This window comes from Oceanobacillus aidingensis, from assembly GCF_042654105.1.
Classification (GTDB): Bacteria; Bacillota; Bacilli; order Bacillales; family Amphibacillaceae; genus Oceanobacillus; species Oceanobacillus oncorhynchi.
Genome location: NZ_JBHSFT010000001.1, coordinates 205,663 through 224,432, shown reverse-complemented (window position 1 = coordinate 224,432; position 18,770 = coordinate 205,663). Strand labels below are relative to the sequence as shown.

At 39.4% G+C, this 18,770-nt stretch carries 16 protein-coding genes; 12 read left to right on the top strand and 4 right to left on the bottom strand.

Going from position 1 to position 18,770, the window contains the following annotated elements; translation table 11 throughout:
- Positions 1-102 precede the first annotated feature (102 nt).
- Positions 103-1,320, top strand: coding sequence for a S1C family serine protease (locus tag ACFO3P_RS00965; protein ID WP_212929185.1), 1,218 nt, complete (start codon positions 103-105; stop codon positions 1,318-1,320).
- A 257-nt stretch (positions 1,321-1,577) separates the two neighbouring features.
- Here ACFO3P_RS00965 and ACFO3P_RS00960 read toward each other — a convergent pair whose 3' ends face one another.
- Positions 1,578-1,949: a DoxX family protein gene (locus tag ACFO3P_RS00960; protein ID WP_042528745.1), complete on the bottom strand. Its 372-nt coding sequence runs from the start codon at positions 1,947-1,949 to the stop codon at positions 1,578-1,580.
- A gap of 154 nt (positions 1,950-2,103) precedes the next feature.
- Between ACFO3P_RS00960 and ACFO3P_RS00955 the strand changes: the two genes are divergently transcribed.
- A complete protein-coding gene (locus ACFO3P_RS00955; RefSeq protein ID WP_379542104.1) occupies positions 2,104-3,819 on the top strand; it encodes an ABC transporter ATP-binding protein in 1,716 nt (571 codons plus the stop codon).
- 135 nt (positions 3,820-3,954) lie between these two features.
- Positions 3,955-4,275, top strand: coding sequence for a DUF3889 domain-containing protein (locus tag ACFO3P_RS00950; protein ID WP_042528749.1), 321 nt, complete (start codon positions 3,955-3,957; stop codon positions 4,273-4,275).
- A 22-nt stretch (positions 4,276-4,297) separates the two neighbouring features.
- Here the strand turns inward: ACFO3P_RS00950 and ACFO3P_RS00945 are convergent, their stop codons facing one another.
- On the bottom strand, positions 4,298-4,840 hold the full coding sequence (locus tag ACFO3P_RS00945) for a GNAT family N-acetyltransferase (RefSeq protein ID WP_379542103.1): 543 nt from the start codon (positions 4,838-4,840) through the stop codon (positions 4,298-4,300).
- A 167-nt stretch (positions 4,841-5,007) separates the two neighbouring features.
- On the opposite strand from ACFO3P_RS00945, the gene ACFO3P_RS00940 reads away from it, so the two are divergent.
- From ACFO3P_RS00940 to ACFO3P_RS00925, 4 genes are all read left to right on the top strand, one after another.
- Positions 5,008-6,180 carry a TraB/GumN family protein gene (locus ACFO3P_RS00940; protein WP_042528753.1) on the top strand — a complete coding sequence of 391 codons (1,173 nt, stop codon included), beginning with the start codon at positions 5,008-5,010 and terminating at the stop codon, positions 6,178-6,180.
- A 130-nt stretch (positions 6,181-6,310) separates the two neighbouring features.
- On the top strand, positions 6,311-7,531 hold the full coding sequence (locus ACFO3P_RS00935; RefSeq protein ID WP_379542102.1) for a hemolysin family protein: 1,221 nt from the start codon (positions 6,311-6,313) through the stop codon (positions 7,529-7,531).
- A 173-nt stretch (positions 7,532-7,704) separates the two neighbouring features.
- A complete protein-coding gene (hprK, locus tag ACFO3P_RS00930) occupies positions 7,705-8,625 on the top strand; it encodes an HPr(Ser) kinase/phosphatase (RefSeq protein WP_379542101.1) in 921 nt (306 codons plus the stop codon).
- Positions 8,626-8,813: 188 nt separating this feature from the next.
- Positions 8,814-9,761 carry an ATP-grasp domain-containing protein gene (locus ACFO3P_RS00925; protein ID WP_379542100.1) on the top strand — a complete coding sequence of 316 codons (948 nt, stop codon included), beginning with the start codon at positions 8,814-8,816 and terminating at the stop codon, positions 9,759-9,761.
- Positions 9,762-9,861: 100 nt separating this feature from the next.
- On the opposite strand, the gene ACFO3P_RS00920 is transcribed toward ACFO3P_RS00925, so the two are convergent.
- On the bottom strand, positions 9,862-11,583 hold the full coding sequence (locus ACFO3P_RS00920) for a pyruvate oxidase (protein ID WP_379542099.1): 1,722 nt from the start codon (positions 11,581-11,583) through the stop codon (positions 9,862-9,864).
- Positions 11,584-11,842: 259 nt separating this feature from the next.
- Here ACFO3P_RS00920 and ACFO3P_RS00915 point away from each other — a divergent pair, with 259 nt between their 5' ends.
- The 3 genes from ACFO3P_RS00915 (at position 11,843) to ACFO3P_RS00905 (ending at position 15,583) form a co-directional block, all read left to right on the top strand.
- Positions 11,843-12,619: a Cof-type HAD-IIB family hydrolase gene (locus tag ACFO3P_RS00915; RefSeq protein WP_379542098.1), complete on the top strand. Its 777-nt coding sequence runs from the start codon at positions 11,843-11,845 to the stop codon at positions 12,617-12,619.
- A gap of 206 nt (positions 12,620-12,825) precedes the next feature.
- Positions 12,826-13,305 (top strand): 23S rRNA (pseudouridine(1915)-N(3))-methyltransferase RlmH, encoded by a 480-nt coding sequence (gene rlmH / locus ACFO3P_RS00910; protein WP_379542097.1) that lies wholly within the window; start codon positions 12,826-12,828, stop codon positions 13,303-13,305.
- Positions 13,306-13,546: 241 nt separating this feature from the next.
- Positions 13,547-15,583 (top strand): hypothetical protein, encoded by a 2,037-nt coding sequence (locus ACFO3P_RS00905; protein WP_379542096.1) that lies wholly within the window; start codon positions 13,547-13,549, stop codon positions 15,581-15,583.
- A 264-nt stretch (positions 15,584-15,847) separates the two neighbouring features.
- On the opposite strand, the gene ACFO3P_RS00900 is transcribed toward ACFO3P_RS00905, so the two are convergent.
- On the bottom strand, positions 15,848-17,038 hold the full coding sequence (locus ACFO3P_RS00900) for a coenzyme F420-0:L-glutamate ligase (protein ID WP_379542095.1): 1,191 nt from the start codon (positions 17,036-17,038) through the stop codon (positions 15,848-15,850).
- A 169-nt stretch (positions 17,039-17,207) separates the two neighbouring features.
- Between ACFO3P_RS00900 and ACFO3P_RS00895 the strand changes: the two genes are divergently transcribed.
- Both ACFO3P_RS00895 and ACFO3P_RS00890 read left to right on the top strand, forming a co-directional pair.
- Positions 17,208-18,101 carry a LysR family transcriptional regulator gene (locus ACFO3P_RS00895; protein ID WP_379542094.1) on the top strand — a complete coding sequence of 298 codons (894 nt, stop codon included), beginning with the start codon at positions 17,208-17,210 and terminating at the stop codon, positions 18,099-18,101.
- A gap of 117 nt (positions 18,102-18,218) precedes the next feature.
- Positions 18,219-18,746, top strand: a complete 528-nt coding sequence (locus ACFO3P_RS00890) for an STM3941 family protein (protein WP_379542093.1) — start codon at positions 18,219-18,221, stop codon at positions 18,744-18,746.
- The last annotated feature ends 24 nt before the right edge of the window (positions 18,747-18,770 follow it).

Genomic DNA, 18,770 nt, shown 5'->3' with positions numbered 1-18,770 from the left:
TAGATTTTGGTGAAGAGCAGAATTAATAAATAGCAATTTTGTGTTAGTAATAAATGTATTTAGGGAATATGTAGGTAGATGAATCGATAAGGAGAAGGATATATGGAATATAATGACCAACCGAATCAGCCGCAGCCAGGACCGGATAAAAAGAATAAAGGAAAATGGCTTATCCCCTTACTGCTAGGTATTATTATTGGAGGAATTCTCGTGTTGCTTATAAATCCTGATTTTCTTCGTAATGAGAATACAGCGCAAATCAGCCCTGCTGGTGAAGAAGAAAACAATGAGAACGCTGACAGTAATGGGGTTTTGGAAGACCAGCCTATGCAGGTAGATGTTTCTACTCAGCTGACAGAGATTATTGAACAAGTAACCCCCGCAGTAGTCGGTATAACTAATATTCAGCAGAATGTTTCTTGGGGAGCCGAAGCGGATGGGATTGAGGCCGGAACAGGATCAGGCGTCATTTATAAGGTAGAAGACGGAGAAACCTATATTGTGACGAACCACCATGTTATTGAAGATGCGGACAGCGTAGAAGTGATTTTGCATGATGAGACACATATGGAAGCAGAAATCATCGGCAGTGATTTATTTACAGATTTAGCAGTACTTAAAATGGATAATGAGAATGAAGATACGCCAATGGAAATCGGAACCTCCGAGAGTTTGAAGGTAGGCGAACCGGCCATTGCTATCGGAAACCCGCTGGGAGCATACTTATCAAGCACTGTTACGCAGGGCGTCATCAGCGGGATGGAGCGCACCATTCCAATGGATTTTAACTTTGACGGGCAGCCCGATTGGCAGGCTGAAGTTATCCAGACAGACGCAGCGATTAATCCGGGAAATAGCGGCGGAGCATTGATAAATTTATACGGGCAATTGATCGGTATTAATTCTATGAAAATTAATGAGGAAGCGGTAGAAGGAATTGGTTTTGCCATTCCAATCGACAGTGCCATTCCTGTGATTCAGGAATTAGAGGAAAATGGAGAAGTCGTCCGTCCATTCTTAGGTGTAGAAATTTATTCGATTGAGGAGCTGCCTCAATATGAATGGAGAAACACATTGCAGCTGCCGGTGGAAGTTGAGGGCGGTGTGTATGTATGGAGCGTAGAAAACTTATCGCCAGCTGATGAAGCAGGTATTCAACAATATGATGTCATCGTCGCATTGGATGGTGTGCCTGTGCATAACACGATTGACCTGCGGAAAATCCTTTACGAAGAGAAAGAGGTTGGAGAAGTCGTAACCATTGATTATTACAGGGACGGCGAGTTAATGCAGACAGAGTTGGAATTAGAAATTCAATAAAAGCTAGAAAAGAATGGATGAAAGGGTATCCATTCTTTTTTTAGTTTTTATCCACAGAAATATAGAATTATGCACAAACGGTGGATAAGAAAGGAATGAGATTCTATATTTGGTGTGGAAAATATGTTCCTATACTATATAAATGCGAACATTTGTGCATATGTGGATATAATTGTGGATAAATGCAGTTTGTCCATAAGCTATAAACAGGATTTTTGAATTACACAGATGTTGTCCACAATTTGGGTGTGGGAAAGTTACGTGAAGGCTTCTTTTTCATTTCGCTGAGACCAGAGAAAGATGAGCAGTATAAGTAACGTCAGATCTAATCGCGAAGCAAAAAGAAATGCGAATATCCCGTCCCCTGTCAGAATAGGAAGCTTGGTGAAAAAGAGTGCGCCAAGCATAATAAAAATCAGTGGAATAAGACTTATGTGGATAAATATTCTGCCGATTAATAACATCCCCGCCATCACTTCAAACAGAGCTACAAAGAAATAAACAAAATTGGATAAAGGCACGCCCATTTGTTCAAAACTGCTGACCATCGAAAGGTCCACAAATTTCATCAGCCCGGAAACTAGAAATACAAATCCCACTACATAGCAAATAAGCTTCATTGGTTTCATGTGAAACATCCTCCTTTTTTAAATGGTATGCAGGGGAAAGGACAAACTTTCCCAACAATCTGGAGAAAAGCATATTGTTTTCATAAGCGATTAAATATATAATTCATTCATATGCGCTTTAGCTTTTTATAAAAAGAAGAAGAGGAGGATATGTATGCTGCGTCAATTTTTTTCATACTATAAACCGCATAAGCGGTTATTTATTATAGATTTTTCAGCTGCAGTGATTGTGGCGCTGATGGAATTAGCCTTTCCGGTAGCGGTTCAGTGGTTTATCGATCAATTATTGCCTGGCCAAGACTGGAATGCCATTGTTGTTGTATCGATTTTACTGTTGATTGTGTATATTATCAGTACGTATTTGCAATATGTTGTTTCCTATTTAGGACATAAATTGGGAATCAATATCGAAACAGATATGCGCCGTGATTTATTTTATCAGGTCCAGAGACAATCCTTTCATTTCTTTGATAATACGAAAACAGGCCATATCATGAGCCGTATTACGAATGATTTATTTGATCTGGGAGAGCTTGCCCATCACGGCCCGGAGGATTTCTTTATTTCCATCATGACATTTTTAGGTGCTTTCTTTATTATGTTCACCATTAATCCAGTTTTAGCACTGATTGTTCTTATTACCGTACCTATCCTGATATTCCTTATTACATTTGGAAATATTCGTATGAATAAGGCGTGGAGAAAAATGTATGCAAATATTGCAGGAGTCAATGCGAGAATAGAGGATGCTGTTTCGGGTGTACGTGTCGTACAATCCTTTACAAATGAAGAATTCGAAAAGCAGCGTTTTCAGGAGAATAATGAAAAGTTTCGCCTTGTAAAGGTTGGAGCATATAAAGTAATGGGTATCGTCCATTCGAATATCTTTCTGCTGATGCGTTTAATGACACTGCTTGTACTTGTTGTAGGGGCCTGGTTCACTTATACAGATCGCCTCAGCTATGGAGAATTAGTCAGCTTTATCTTGTTCGTGAATGTATTAACGACACCAATCAATAAAATTACAGCACTCTTAGAGCTATATCCCAAAGGAATGGCCGGCTTTAAACGTTTCTCAGATATGATGGCAATCAACCCGGATGTCGAGGACAAGCCGGATGCCGAAGCAGTCAGTGAATTAAAAGGGGATATCCGTTTTGATCAAGTCAGCTTCAGCTACGATAAAACGAAAAAACCGGTATTGAACGATATCAGCTTTGATATTCATCATGGAGAGACGGTTGCTTTTGTCGGACCGTCTGGAGCTGGAAAAACAACGATTTCCGCATTGATTCCAAGATTTTATGATGTGACAGATGGAGCGATTACGATTGATGGAATGGATATTCGTGATATGACGAAGGAATCTCTCCGCAGTAAAATCGGTGTCGTACAGCAGGATGTATTCCTGTTTACAGGAACCCTGCGGGAAAATATTGCGTATGGAAACCTGGAAGCAACTGATGAAGAAATCGAGCTTGCTGCAAAACGTGCACATATGGAGGATTTTATTAAGGAGCTTCCAGATGGCTACGAGACACAGGTTGGAGAAAGAGGCTTAAAGCTGTCAGGAGGACAAAAGCAGCGGATTGCAATAGCGCGGATGTTCTTAAAAAATCCGCCAATCCTTATTTTGGACGAAGCAACCTCGGCGCTGGATACAGAGACAGAAATGATTATTCAAAAAGCATTGAACGAGCTGGCCGCCAACCGGACGACAATTGTGATTGCCCATCGCCTTGCTACGATTAAAGAAGCAGACCGTATTATGGTGGTAACGAAAAATGGAATTGAAGAGGAAGGAACGCACGAAGAACTCCTGCAGAAAAAAGGTATCTTTGCTCATCTGCACGGTGTTCAAATGAAATAGCAGAACAGGCTGTGCCAAGCGCAGCCTGTTTTTTAGCGTATTATCTTCATTTCCCGGGAAATAAAGACATCTGTCTTCTGATTAGCATAAAAACAAAAAAATAACACAAGCTAAGGCTAATTAGGAGGTGGCATGATGAATCGAATATATCGCGCCCTTATCTTCGCCGGCATTATTATCATTCCATTATTAATTGGAACATGGGTGAATGCAGAGGAACCGGAATATGCCGAATGGGGTCAGATTGCCATGAAAGAAGTGAAAGCCAAGTACCCTCAAGAAAAAATTGTAGATTATTTACATGTAGGCAGACAAACAGAATCTGAAAATACAGTCGAAACCTTTAAGCTATGGTTAGTGGGAAAAGAAAAGGAATTTGGCGTTATTATTGATATTTATTTTAAAACCGATACAAAAGAAATTGTCGAAATAAAAATGAGGGAAACAAAGAACTAGCACAATGAGCTGTGATTCTTCGTTAATGCGTCCATTCTCGTGATAACAGTCCGTATACAACTAAATCTTCATAATGATCATATAGCCATTCTCCCTGCCTGATCATACCTTCTTTTTGAAAACGGAGCCGTTCTGGAATGGCTCTGCTTTTTTTATTATGGGTTGCAGCACGAATTTCAACCCGGTTTAACCGCAGTGTATAAAAGGCATAATCAATCATCACCTGAACTGCTGTGGTCATGACGCCCTTCCCTTGATAAGCCGGATCTAACCAGTAGCCAATCGATGTGCTGCCGTTTTGCCAGTCAATAAAATTATAATTGACACAGCCAATCAGCCTATCCCGATCAAAGATACCGATATTCAGCGACTGTCTGTGCCGGGCTCCTTGCAGGCATAAATCAATAAAGGCTAAACAATCGGCCGGTTTTTGTGTCGTTTCAATCCAGGGAAGCCACTCACGCAGCTCTTCTCTGGAGCTTTCTACCGTCCTGAACAGCGCATTTGCATCATTCATCTGCAGCTGGCGCAAGGTTAGACGGTCATCTATTTGATAGTGAAACATAGGTTAACCCCCATATTCATACTTCCTTTATTATCATCTTCCTATATCATACGTTATTTGTGCGTAGATGTTTAATTAATTGGTGAAAATGTATTACAATAGGATATACAAGTTTAAAAAAAGGAATTCCGTGTTGAATAACATAATGGAAGGAAGAAGGATGGTACATGAGTGAGGAGAACATCACAAGGCTCCATTTGAATGGAAAAGAATATATACTAATCGGAACAGCCCATGTTTCTAAAAATAGTGCCGAACAGGTCAAGGAAGTCATTGAAAGGGAACAGCCTGATGCGGTATGTATTGAGCTGGATGCCCAGCGTTTTCAATCGGTGAAGGATAATAATAAATGGAAAAACACCGATATCTTTCAAGTCATCCGCGATAAAAAAGCAGTCATGCTATTAATGAACCTGGCAGTTTCTTCCTTTCAGAAGCGGATGGCTAAGCAGTTTGGTATTCGTCCGGGAGAAGAGATGATACAAGGAATTGAATCCGCGGAAGAAACAGGAGCCGAGCTTGTTTTAGCCGACCGGGATATTCAAATTACTTTTGCCCGAATTTGGGGGAATATGGGCTTTAAAGGAAAATCAATGCTGCTCATGCAAGTGTTTGGAAGTATCTTCAGCAGAGAGGAAATTTCCGAAGAAGAATTAGAAAAGATGAAGCAGCAGGATACGATTAATGCGATGCTTCAAGAGTTTACCGCTTATTTTCCAGACCTGAAGAAACCATTGATTGATGAACGGGATCAATATTTATCTCAAAAGATTAAAGATGCTCCCGGCGATAAGGTTGTCGCGATACTTGGGGCAGCACATGTGCCAGGCATAACCAAAGAAATTGAAAAAGAACAGGATTTGGAACAACTAAACACACGTCCGCCGAAATCAAAGTGGCCGAAAGTGGTTGGATGGGCGATACCTATTTTCATTATTGGCATCATTGCCTACACATTCATGACAAATCCAGCGGCAGGCTGGCAGCAAACGATAAGCTGGGCGCTCTGGAACGGCTCTCTCTCAGCTATTGGCGCCCTTGTTGCCTTCGCCCATCCATTAGCTGCCCTGACTGCATTCGTCGCAGCGCCATTTACTTCGCTGAATCCATTACTTGCAGCAGGCTGGTTTGCAGGGTTTGCTCAGGCTTATATTAAGCGGCCGAATGTAGGCGATTTTGATTCACTTGCAGATGATGTGCATTCTGTAAAAGGTTTTTGGAATAATAAAGTAACACGTATCTTGTTAGTAATCGTATTTGCCAATATAGGAAGTTCTTTAGGAACATTGATTGGCGGCGCGGATGTGATTCGTGTGTTTATCCAGAATTTATTAAATTAAAGGTTTTAAAATTATTTCAGCGTGTATATGTTCAACAAAGATAGTTTTCAAATGAAAGAGAGCTATCTTTTCTGCTCTACATAGTGATGCAGCATATCTAACGAAAATGTCATTTAGGAGGAATTTACTCGTGATCATTGCGATCATTTTTTTACTATTTGTTTCTCTATTCTTCTCAGGAAGTGAAACAGCTTTAACAGCAACAAATAAGGTGAGACTGCAGGCAAAAGCAAATGATGGTGATATAAAATCAGAAAAACTGCTTCAGCTTGTCTCTACCCCAAGTGAATTTATTACAGCAATTTTAATCGGAAATAACGTGGCGAATATTCTGTTGCCTACACTGGTTACCATGATGGCGATAGATTATGGTTTAAATGTAGGAATTGCGTCAGCTGTACTGACCATTACGATTATTGTATTTTCGGAAGTGATACCAAAATCCGTAGCAGCCAGCTTCCCGGACCGGATTGCGGCTTTGGTCTTCCCGGTTATTCGGGCTGTGGTATGGATTTTAAAACCAATTACCTTCTTATTAAACGGGTTAACAGGCACGGTTACCCGGGCACTTTCTAAAGGAGAAGTGCAGATGGAGTCTGTTTCCAAAGAAGAGCTGCGGGCAATAGTAGATATTGCTGATTCAGAAGGAGCTTTTCAAAAGGAAGAGTCTTCACGAATACGTGGTGTATTTGATTTTTATCATTTGAATGTAAAGGATGTTCTAAAAACACCGCGCGTTGAAATTGTCGGGTTAGATCATGAAGCAAGTTACCAAGAGGTCAAAGCATTGGCGCTGTCCAGTCCATTTACAAGGTATCCTATTTATGGAGAAGACGTGGATGATATTATCGGCATTTTTCACTCTAAGTATTTAATTGCGTGGAGCGATGAAAAAGAAAAAACACTTGCAGATTATAGTGATATGGATCCGCTGCGTGTGTATGAATTTAATAATATCGAATGGGTATTCCATAAAATGCTGGAGGAAAAGAAGCATATGGCTATCGTATTGGATGAATATGGCGGCACAGAAGGAATCGTCACGCAGGAAGATATTATCGAAGTGATGATTGGACAAGAGATAGAAGATGAGATGGATGTGGAAGAGGATGCGCTGATAGAAAAGCAGACAGAAACCGAAATTATCTGTGATGGAAAAATCACGCTTCACCAGCTGAATAACACCTTTGATACAGATATTCCAGAGGAAGATGATGTGCTTGCAGCTTATATTCTGAGAAACTTTACTACCTTCCCTTTAGAAGGAGATACGCTCGAAAAGGAAAATTTAACATTCCACATATTAGAAATAGACGGCCGATATATTAAAAGGGTTCAAATTATTAAATAGAAATAATGAAAAGGCGCTATATTTTGCACATTTCTCCAGTTCCTTTTTCAAATAGTTACAGGTTAATGTGACAAATTAGTGAAATAGCGATTTCTCATACATGATTCTGTCTCTTTGCGACATAATTCGTTATAATGTAGGGAAAAGAACAGGACGGAGAGGAGCGTGGTGCTTTGAAATCTATCAGTGTAAAGCAATTAGTGCAAGAATTTAAATTGGAAGTACTGGCTGGAGGCGATGAGTTAGATCGCACCATCAAGAAAGCCAGGACCCATCGCCCCGGCCTAGAATTCATTGGTTACTTTGACTTTTTCCCAATGGAACGTGTGCAGATTTTAGGAAAAAAAGAAATTAACTTTTTGAAGCAGCAGAATATTGAAGAACGTAAGGAACGGATAGACCATGTGGTAAGTTATCATCCGCCATGCTTTATTGTTACGTCGAATCAAGAGGGACTTACGTACTTAACGAAATTCTGTCAGGAAGAAAATATTCCGCTTCTGCGTACTGCGGATACGGCTGTTGATTTTATCGCCAAGGTGGATAATTATTTAACCCGCAAGCTTGCAACAGAAATTGCAGTTCATGGGGTCTGCTTGAATGTGTTCGGAATTGGTGTGTTAATTCGCGGAGAATCTGGCGTAGGGAAAAGTGAGCTGGCACATACCTTGATTGGACGTGGGCATCGGCTTGTTTCGGATGACATTGTTATCTTGAAAAAAGTGAGCCATAAAACGATTCTCGGTACACATAATGACATCAATCGCGAATTCCTCGCTCTCCGCAGTGTCGGACTTTTAAATGTTGTTCGGATGTATGGCAGAAAGGCATTCCAGGATGAATCACGTATTTCCTTGGATATTGAACTGACAAAGTGGGAGAAGGATGCACTCAATAATGATTTGGAGCCGAAAACCGATTATGAAGAGTATATGGGCGTCCAGGTTCCAAGAATTGAGATTCAGCTCCAGCCAGGACGGGATGTAGCTGGATTAGTAGAAGCGGCTGCGAATAATTGGTACCTGCAGCAGCAGGGGTATAAGGCTTCTACGGAATTTATGGAGCGTGTCCAGTGGGAAGAAGGAGACGATTGATAGTTTCCTTTTACATATAAAGAGGGGAGAATCTTGGGTTCTTCCTTCTTTTTTTGTTAAAATCAACAGTGTTTAGAATTTCTTTTTTATAAAGAATGGAAGTCATGTTATGGCTAGAAATAGTGCGTGAATGCTAAATAGAAACTAAGCCATATGAAATAAATTTTTTTAATGAAGGGGTGTTATCATTGTCGAAAATATATATTTTACATGAAAACGATGATTGGACAGTACACTTAACCAATCGTCTGGAAGAATTAAAATTGCCTTATGAAACCTGGCATTTAGATAAGGGGATGGTTGATTTAACCGCAGAACCGCCTGAAGGGGTATTTTATAATCGGATGAGTGCCTCCTCACACACACGAGATCACCGCTTTGCACCCGAATTAGCGGGAGGCGTTCTATCCTGGTTAGAAATGCATAATCGAACAGTCTTTAATGGTTCACAGGCGCTTCAGCTGGAAATCAGCAAGATTAACCAATATACCGCACTTGAAAAAAACGGCATAAAAACACCAAAGACAATTGGAGCAGTTGGACGTGACCAAATAATAGAAGCTGCAAAAAAAATAGGTGAATCTTCTTTCATTACAAAGCATAACAGAGCAGGGAAAGGGCTGGGAGTACAGCTTTTCCATTCCATCGATGCTCTAGAAACATATGTAAATAGTCCGGAATTTGAAGAACCCGTTGATGGTATTACATTGATTCAGCAATACATCCAGTCGCCTGAGCCTTTTATAACACGAGCAGAATTTGTCGGCGGGAAATTGATTTACGTAGTGAAGGTAGATACTTCAGAAGGCTTTGAGTTGTGCCCTGCAGATGCGTGCCGGATTGGCGATGCATTTTGTCCGGTTGGGGAGGAAGAAGAAAGTCCGCCGATGTTTGAGATTATGGAAGAAAGAATGGACACGGAGCAAATTGCACGTTATGAGAATTTCTTGAAAAATAGCGGGATTGATGTTGCTGGTATTGAATTTATCCGTGATATTGATGGGGAGATTTACACGTATGATGTAAATACGAATACAAACTACAATTCGGAAGCGGAAGAAAAAGCTGATACATATGGGATGTTGGAATTAGCTCGATTTTTAGGAAATGCTTTAGAAAAAGAACGTTTAACATAGGATAGTAGATTGATAAAATGAAGAACTCATCGAAAGTTTAAGGGAAATCCATAAAAAAGAAGGAGTGCTTCGAAAAGAAACACTCCTTCTAAACGTCTGCTTACATCCGCTTTAACCCCTTGCGAATCGGCGGAAGCTCCAGCTTTCCTTTTTCAAATAATTTTTTAATGGTCTGCTTGGTGTAGCTGGTCACTTGATCATAAGAAAGCTTGCCTGGAATTGGCGGCTCATCCTCAATACAGACATCGATAATCGCGGGCTGATTAAACGACGCTGCAGCCTGCAGAGAAGGTCCAAGATCTTCAAACTTTTCTACACGATATCCTTTACCGCCGCAGTTATCCGCAAATTGAGCAAAGTTAAAGCTTTCTAAGCCAGTTTTATAATCCAGGTGCCCGCCAGCCTCCTGCTCGTACTTAATCATGCCGATGCGTTCATTATTAAAGATAACAACAATCATTGGCAGGTTATATTTCACAGCAGTTAAAAAATCCTGCATGTTCATGGAAAAACCGCCATCGCCGGCAAGGCTGATTACCTGCCGCTCAGGGAAAGCTATTTTACTTGCAATCGCTCCAGGAAGACTGCATCCCATCGTGCCAAGCCAGCTGGAAATCAGGAAATCCTGCGTTGTTTTCATCCGGAAATGCCGCGTTGCCCATACGGTCACATTACCAACATCGACAGACAGGATAGCATCATCCTCTGCGATTTTCTGCACTTCATGAATGACCTGCTGCGGCTTAATCGGTGTAGAGGTTTGCTCTTCATCGGTCTTCATTTCCTCCCACCAGTTGGTCATTTTCTCCTGATATTTTTCTAAGAAATCACGTTTCTCCGAGCGAGCCAGCTGTTCATTGAACCACGTGAGCACCTTTTTCGCATCCCCGGCAACGCCAATATCCACGGGATACCTTTTGCCGATTTGCAAAGGATTCCTATCGATCTGGATGCAGGTAACATCCTCTGGCAGAAACTCGGTATAAGGGTAAGAGGTTCCAAGCAGGATTAAGAGGTCTGTCTCCTCCATTGCTTCATAAGCCGGCTTGGTGCCAATCATTCCAAGGTTGCCAAGGAAATTTGGATGCTCATCCTCCATCACTCCTTTAGCAGGTAAGGAAATAACAACGGGAGCAGCAATCGTATCTGAAAATGCCGCCAGCTCTTCCTTCGCTTTCTTCACACCAGTTCCTGCTAAAATAATAGGTTTTTTCGCTTTTTCTATTGCAGCTGCAGCCTCCTGCATCGCAGTTACATCTGGAGTAAGTGCTGGTGACTCATACATCACTGCATTTTTTTGCACCTTATTTTTAATTTTTTCAGTTGGAATATCATCCGGCAAGGTTAACACAGCAACCCCTTTTTCCGCATAAGCTGTGCGAATAGCCTGATTGACCATGGATGGGAGCTGTTCCTCTGAGCTAACTTCTTTGTTATAAACAGTAACATCGTCAAAAATGCGTTCCATGTTGACCTCTTGAAAGCTGTCTGTCCCAATCTGATCTGTCGGAACCTGCCCGGCAAGAACAAGGACAGGAGCGCTATCCTCCTTCGCATCATACAATCCATTTAATAAATGTATCGCGCCCGGCCCTGCAATGGATAAACAAACGCCAAGCTTTCCAGTTAATTTTGCGTAAGAAGCGGCAGCTAATGCGCCGGCCTCTTCATGACGAACTTGCACAAATTTTATTTTATCCTCTGCTTTTCGCAGTTCTTCCATTAAATTGTTGATGGAGTCCCCAGGCATTCCATAGATATGGTTTACACCCCAGTCCTCCAGTAAATCCACAAGTACTTTTCCTGCACGATCATCAAACATGTGGCATGTCTCCTTTTCGTGAGTAGTTTTAGCATTCCTATTTTATCTATCCATCAGACAGCTGATAAAACAGCTTCATGTTCCTCTTTTTATGCCTACTTTGTCTATTCCACAATACGGGAAACATGAAACCAGGAGGAATAGGAAAAAATGGAAATGAAAATAATTCGGAAAAAGGCAGAAAGCCTAGCTTTTCATCTCAATATCTTTTAGAATAGGGATACATTAACTCCAGCAGGATATGTGAGGGGGATAAAACATGACGAAAAGACCCGTTGTATTTTTTGATTTAGACGGAACATTATTGACAAGTGATAATAAAGTAGCAAAAAGCAGTATTGAGGCAATTGAAAAACTAATTGAAAATGATGGAATACCTGTGCTTGCAACAGGCAGGCCCCCATTTGAAACAAAGAAATTACGAGCAGAAACAGGAATCGGATCTGCTGTGTTGATGAATGGACAATTCATTGTGCATGAAGGAGAAGTCGTTTCCCGGAATCGAATCAACCCGGTCCAATTAAAAAAATTGGGAGACTATGCAACACAAAGAGGGGTCACCCTTTCATTCCACACTGCCGAGCAAATCTTCACAACGAACAATCAATGTGAGCTGTTAAAAAAGGACTGCCTGGAATGTGACAGAGAGATTCCGGAAGTGGATGATGATATTTATATGAACAAGCCGGTCTATCAGGTAGAAATATACCTGGAAGATGGGGAAGAAGAATATCAGGAAAAATTCCCAGAGCTTCACTTTGTCCGCAACTCTCCCTATAACTGTGATGTCTTCCCAAAAGACGTCTCCAAAGCAACAGGCATCAAGAAATTCTTAGAAGTCACCGGACTTTCTAAAGAGAATACATATGCTTTCGGCGATGGATTAAACGACCTGGAGATGTTTGGGTTTGTGAAAACATCGGTGGCGATGGAGAACTCTGTGGAGGAGATTAAGGAAGTGGCGACGTATATTACGAAGTCAGCGGATGATGATGGAATTGCTGATGGGTTGAAGATGTGCGGGTTGATTGATTAGGAAGAGAGCGAAGAAGCCTAATAAGGATGTATGGAAAAAACCGAGGTTTCTGTATGACATATACAGAGAATCTCGGTTTTTGTATATAGATATTAGAATATTTTTAAAGTGAGAAGTAACTTCAGGTAGAGAAACATGGTAAAATAAAGGAAGAATATGTACAGAATCGAAAAAATGAAATAATAAAATAATAAAGGAAGATTTTAATGAACATAACCCTTGTTACAGTCGGAAAATTAAAGGAAAAATACTTAAAGCAAGGCATTGATGAATATAAAAAACGCTTAGGTGCGTATGCCAAAGTGAATATTGTCGAAGTAGCGGATGAAAAAGCGCCGGAAACGATGAGTGAAGCGGAAATGGAAGAAGTGAAGCGTAAAGAAGGAGAGCGTATTCTTGCACAGGTTCATCCAGATGCGTTTGTGATTACGTTGGAGATTGATGGGAAGATGCTGAGTTCGGAGCAGCTGGCGAAAAAGCTGGATGAGCTGGCGACTTATGGGAAGAGCAAGGTTGTGTTTGTGATTGGCGGTTCGCTTGGGATTAGTGAGGATGTGCGGAAGCGGAGTGATTTAGGACTGTCGTTTTCTAAGATGACGTTTCCTCATCAGTTGATGCGGCTGGTGTTGTTGGAGCAGGTTTATCGGAGTTTTCGGATTATTAGGGGGGAGCCTTATCATAAGTGAGTAAAGTTTTTACTATATTTAAAAGCTCATTGTTATTAGGAATAAATTTAATTCCAAGATGCGAATACCAGGCAGCAAGAATGGATATACTTTAGAATACTTCATAATTTGATGATAGCTTAAAAGAATACTTTCCAAATTAACAAGCTTTCACATCTAATAATTAACTTAATTAATTCTAACTTTACATTTTGGGCAACTTTAAAAGGTAGAAAAATATCAATTTAATTAGGAGGATTTTATGTACCTTATTAAGAAATCGGATTACCCTTACATAAGGGACTGGGATACAAAAGTTTTTTCGATACCAAAGATTCCACGTAGTTCAAATGGATACCCGCAATCATTAAAACTTATATTAACTGCATTGAAAGAAAACAAACCTTATAGTAAGCCAATAGAATTGGAAGGAAGCAAAAGAAAAGATACATTAGAACGTCTATATGTTTTTTTGCGTCCAACTGGTATTGTGGAAAAAAGACAAAATAGCAAATGGGAAATGTCAGAAGAAATCTCTAAATGGTTAGATTCAGGAGATGATTTGTATTTAGCTGCTATTCTTAATGCTAATATTAGATTTTTTTCTGAGATTTTGCATATATTGTCTAAAAAACCTGCTCAAATTCAAGAAATAAGAGGAATAGCAAAAAATGATTACAAGCTGCCTTGGAAAGAAAAGTCTGAAATACTTAACAGGTTAGGCTGGCTAAGAGATTTGAAGCTTGTTGCGTATGAGGATTTCTCATATACCTACTCTGTCACTAAATTGGGTGAAGAATTTTTGAGCTTAGTAGGTTATTTTGATCATGAAAAAATAGAGGTTGAACTCGATAGTACAAATAACGAAACTGAAGTGCCTATATCACAATGGGCATTAGATTTATGTGTATTAACTGGCGAAGATAAATTACTTAGGAAAAATGGATTTGGATATCTTCCGGGAAGTGTACAAGTTATGCACGAAACTGTTTATGATTATTTATTGCTCATGGCTAATCCCACTGACATTACAACGATTAATAACTATTCATATGAAACTTACGGAATTAAAAACAGTTCGGTAAATTCACTAATAACGACCTTATCTAATCTAAAATTTATCGAAAGGAAAACTAAAACACAGTACCAAACAACAAGTCTGGGAAAAATGTTTCCTACTTCAAGTTTTGAGTTAGATTTCGCTTGTTGTGTTAATTATAATTGCAATTTTATGTTTGAAATTCTTGCTGAACTATTCCAAAGAAATTTAAGCCTTAAAGAACTTTCTGCTCGAGGAAAGATTTCTTATGATTTTTCATATAAAGATCAAGCAGAACTTCGTAAGAGGATACATATCCTTAAAAATGCTAATTTAGTACAGGAAATTGGTGCTGATATGTATGGGTTAACAAATCGAGGGTTTAATTTTTATAATTTAGTAAAAGAGCATATATCAGTAAATAGTATAGAAAAATCACAAGATACTAATTTTCAATTTGAACATGAAAACTTAAGTTATTTAGAAAATTGTTTAAAAGAATTAAGGGTAGCGTCTAAAGATTCTTCAAATCCAGAGAGGTTTGAAAAGTCTCTTGTGGCGGCATTTAAATTACTTGGCTTTAAAGTTGAGCACCTAGGTGGAGCAGGGAAGACAGATATTCTCTTGAATGCACCTACAGCCCCCAAATTTGCATACTCTGTCACTGTAGATGCAAAATCAACTTATCACAATGTAATTTCAGAAAACTCCATTGTTTTTGATAATATTATTGAACATAAAAAAAAGCATGAAGCAAATTATGCTGTAATTGTAGGTGTGAGTTTTCAAGGTAAAAGACTGATAGACCGAGCCATTGATAGAGATGTAGTTCTAATTGATGTTGATTCATTGAGTAACCTAATTAAACTTCATGTTGAAGTGCCGTTAAAATCCGATTCCTATAAGAAAATATTTGAACAAAGTGGGTTGGTAGATTTAAGTGTTCTTGAAGAAGACAGAAAAAAGATTACTAGGGAGGGGCTTTTACTTCAAGCGATAATTGAATGTTTATCGGAGCAAAGTAGTGACCCGTTTACTAAAGGAATTGTACAAGCGAGAGAGATCTATTTATTATTAAAAAATAATCAGCAATTTGATTATGCTCCTGATCTCAATGAGATAGAATTTATGCTACAATTTCTTTCTTCCCCTTTAATCTCAGTCGTTGGTACAGCAAAAGAAGGCTATTATGCATTAGGTTCTATAGATGACGCAGCGCAAAAGTTTGATTTTTATTTAAAAGCTTGTAATCGTTTTTAAAACAAGATAAAAGGTTAACTAAGAAATATGCTGATGAAGAACACGTTTTTATATCTTCGGCATAATTCAGATATAATTAAAAATAAGAAACATCCCTTACATCTATCACGGAGAACCGTACCATAAGTAAGTGAAGTTTTATAACCAGCCAAAAGAGAGCATACCATTTTATAAACACGTTCTCTCCCAAGCACCCACAGCAACCTATAAAAATAGGACAAAGGAGCCCCGCTCCCTTGTCCTATAAGTTTTTCCTAGTAATCCTTATTTCGTATAATTATCAAAATACCCCTGAATAAAAACAATCGGCGTCCCTTTATCCCCACTTCCTGAAGTTAAATCAGACAGCGACCCGATAAGGTCCGTCAGTCTCCGAGGAGTAGTTCCCTGAGCTTCCATTGCTCCAACCAAGTCATCCTGTTTCTCATTAATGTGTTTAGAGATAGCCTCTTTTAGCTCTTCCCCTTTTAAGTCAGCAAACTGGTTGTCAGCCAGGTATTTTAATTTAATTTCATTTGGTGTTCCTTCTAATCCAGTTGTGTAAGCAGGGGAAACAACGGGATCTGCCAGTTCCCATATCTTTCCGACAGGATCTTTGAATGCGCCATCCCCATAAATCATGACCTCAACCGTTTTACCTGTCTTTTCTTTCAGGATTTCTTGAATGGTATCAACGACAGGCTGGCAATTATTCGGGAATAACTTTACGCTATCCTCTGTTGCTTTATTAGAGCCCAGTAAGCCGTAAGCTTCGTTAAAGCCGCTTCCGTCAATGGATTCAGAAAGAATATTATCAAGACTATAAATTTTTTCGCCGCCATTTGCCTTTAAAATTCGCTTCGTTCTTTCCCGTGAATGAATATCGCAGCAAAGTACGCTTTTTGTGTGTTCCAAAATCGTCTTTGGATCATTTGAAAAGATGACTTCACATTCGATCCCATATTCTTCAACCAGGGATTTGTAATAATCGATATAATCTACGCCTGTGAAGGTATGTTTATTGTAGCCAAAATGCTCCCGAAACTGCTTTTCAGTTAGAACATCTGTCCAAGGGTTTATCCCTTTTTCATCCAGTGTATCTAAATCCACTAAATGGTTGCCTACTTCATCGGAAGGATAGCTCAGCATTAAGACGATTTTCTTCGCGCCTTTTGCGATTCCGCTGAGGCAAGTAGAAAAACGGTTACGGCTAAGGATTGGGAAAATCACACCGATGGTATCCTCTCCAAATTTAGTTTGAACATCGTTGGCAATATGGTCAATCGTAGCGTAATTGCCTTGTGCACGTGCCACAACGGACTCCGTAACGGTGACAACATCTTTATCCTGAATGGTAAAGCCTTCCACTTCTGCTGCTTTTAATACGCTATCCGCAACGATCTCCTCAATGTTATCTCCCGTATTGATGATGGGGCAACGCAGCCCTCTGGCGATAGTTCCTACAACTCTTTCCACAATCATTCGCTCCTTCTTGGTAATGTTGCTATATTCTATAAAATATTCACTTGTTAAAAAGTATTTTACTAATACACTAACAATCTAAACAGTCTCCTCTTGTAATATACGGCTTTTCATGATATAAGTAAAGTCAATATATCTAATATGGGGTATAAGGGTGGGTTATATGACGGGCAAATTGGATTTATATTATCTTTTTTATACGGTTGGTAAAAATAAAAGCTTTTCTAAAGCGGCTAAAGAGCTGTATATGTCCCAGCCGGCAATAAGCCAATCCATGGCACAATTAGAGAAGGAATTAGATACAAGGCTGTTTAATCGGCTGTCTAAAGGTGTAACGCTAACGGATGAAGGAAATTTATTGTTTGAATATGTCAGTTCAGCACTTCAATTTATACAAGCTGGGGAAGAAAAGCTTTTAGAATTTAAAAAATTAATCATTGGTGAACTTAAAATAGGGGTCAGCGATACCATTTCACGATTTTTTCTGCTTCCCTATTTAGAAACATTTCATAATCGGTATCCAAATCTCAAATTCAAAATAGTCAATGGGACCACATGGGAAATCATAGCTGCCTTAAAAGCAGGAGAAGTGAACATCGCTATCTGTAATCTCCCCGTTGACGACAAGTTCTTAGAAGTAAAGCCTTTATTAGAAATTCAGGATACCTTTGTATATGGAGAAAAATATCGTGAAGTCTTATCTAAGCCAATAAAACCAGAAGAATTGGTTCATTTTCCGCTTATTTTATTGGACAATTCCAATTCCCGGAGATATGTTGAAGAATTTTTTCTTACAAAAGGAATAAAAATCCAGCCGGAATTTGAGTTAGGTTCCCATGAACTGCTGTTAGAATTTACAAAGATTAATCTTGGTATTGCTTGCGTTACCAAAGAATTCTCTGAAGAGTTTTTGAGAAAAGGCCTGCTTCATGAAGTGACCTTAACAGAGCCTATACCTAAAAGAAGTATAGGCATATGTTATTTAAAAAATGTTCCTTTAAATCGAGCTGCGGAAAGGTTTGTGGACATTATGGAAGAAAATAAGAGGAATTTCTAACAGCAATAAGTGTACCATTCGTTTAGTTCATATGAGAAAATGTATGTAGCACAAAAATAAGGTGATTTTTAATATTTGATAGCCTATGAAACAACCGTAACCGTAGGAGGTAAGTAAATGAGTGATCATTTTATTGTAATGGCAAAAAGGGGCAGGATGGTCATGCTGACTATTTTTTCGCTCGTGTTTGTTGCGCTGGGCATAATCATTTTATTAGTCCCGTTTAATGAACCAGTGTTACCCACAGTGATAGGGATTCTTGCCATTTTAGTATTTGGGCTTTGTTTCCTGTATTATGTTAAAGCACTTGCCAAAAGGGAACCAGCCGTCATGATTACAAAAGAGGGAATCATCGATAATTCCAGTTACATTCGAGCAGGTCTCGTCAAATGGGAGGAAATTGAAGCAATTGATTTTTTGAACTTTTCAGGTCAGGTATTTCTTGGTATTTTTACATATGATTCTGAATTGATTATTAACCGGTCAAGCGGAATAAAGAGAGTATTTAACCGATTAAACAAAGGGCTGTTGCCATCTCAAGTGAACATTCCTTTTAAGAATTTGGATTGTTCTGCGGAGGAGCTGATGAATGCTATTGGCGAACGTTGGGATACAGCGCTGAAGGAAGAAAGTAAAAAAGAATGAAGTCAAAAAGCTGTCAGCAGAAAT

Excerpts from the sequence above, each read along its gene's own strand:
- ACFO3P_RS00960 (WP_042528745.1), bottom strand. The coding sequence starts at position 1,949 with ATGAAACCAATGAAGCTTATTTGCTATGTAGTGGGATTTGTATTTCTA.
- ACFO3P_RS00940 (WP_042528753.1), top strand. The coding sequence starts at position 5,008 with ATGAGTGAGGAGAACATCACAAGGCTCCATTTGAATGGAAAAGAATAT.
- ACFO3P_RS00915 (WP_379542098.1), top strand. The coding sequence starts at position 11,843 with ATGACGAAAAGACCCGTTGTATTTTTTGATTTAGACGGAACATTATTG.
- ACFO3P_RS00965 (WP_212929185.1), top strand. The coding sequence starts at position 103 with ATGGAATATAATGACCAACCGAATCAGCCGCAGCCAGGACCGGATAAA.
- ACFO3P_RS00895 (WP_379542094.1), top strand. The coding sequence starts at position 17,208 with ATGACGGGCAAATTGGATTTATATTATCTTTTTTATACGGTTGGTAAA.
- ACFO3P_RS00920 (WP_379542099.1), bottom strand. The coding sequence starts at position 11,583 with ATGTTTGATGATCGTGCAGGAAAAGTACTTGTGGATTTACTGGAGGAC.
- ACFO3P_RS00950 (WP_042528749.1), top strand. The coding sequence starts at position 3,955 with ATGAATCGAATATATCGCGCCCTTATCTTCGCCGGCATTATTATCATT.
- ACFO3P_RS00890 (WP_379542093.1), top strand. The coding sequence starts at position 18,219 with ATGAGTGATCATTTTATTGTAATGGCAAAAAGGGGCAGGATGGTCATG.
- ACFO3P_RS00905 (WP_379542096.1), top strand. The coding sequence starts at position 13,547 with ATGTACCTTATTAAGAAATCGGATTACCCTTACATAAGGGACTGGGAT.
- ACFO3P_RS00945 (WP_379542103.1), bottom strand. The coding sequence starts at position 4,840 with ATGTTTCACTATCAAATAGATGACCGTCTAACCTTGCGCCAGCTGCAG.
- rlmH (WP_379542097.1), top strand. The coding sequence starts at position 12,826 with ATGAACATAACCCTTGTTACAGTCGGAAAATTAAAGGAAAAATACTTA.
- ACFO3P_RS00955 (WP_379542104.1), top strand. The coding sequence starts at position 2,104 with ATGCTGCGTCAATTTTTTTCATACTATAAACCGCATAAGCGGTTATTT.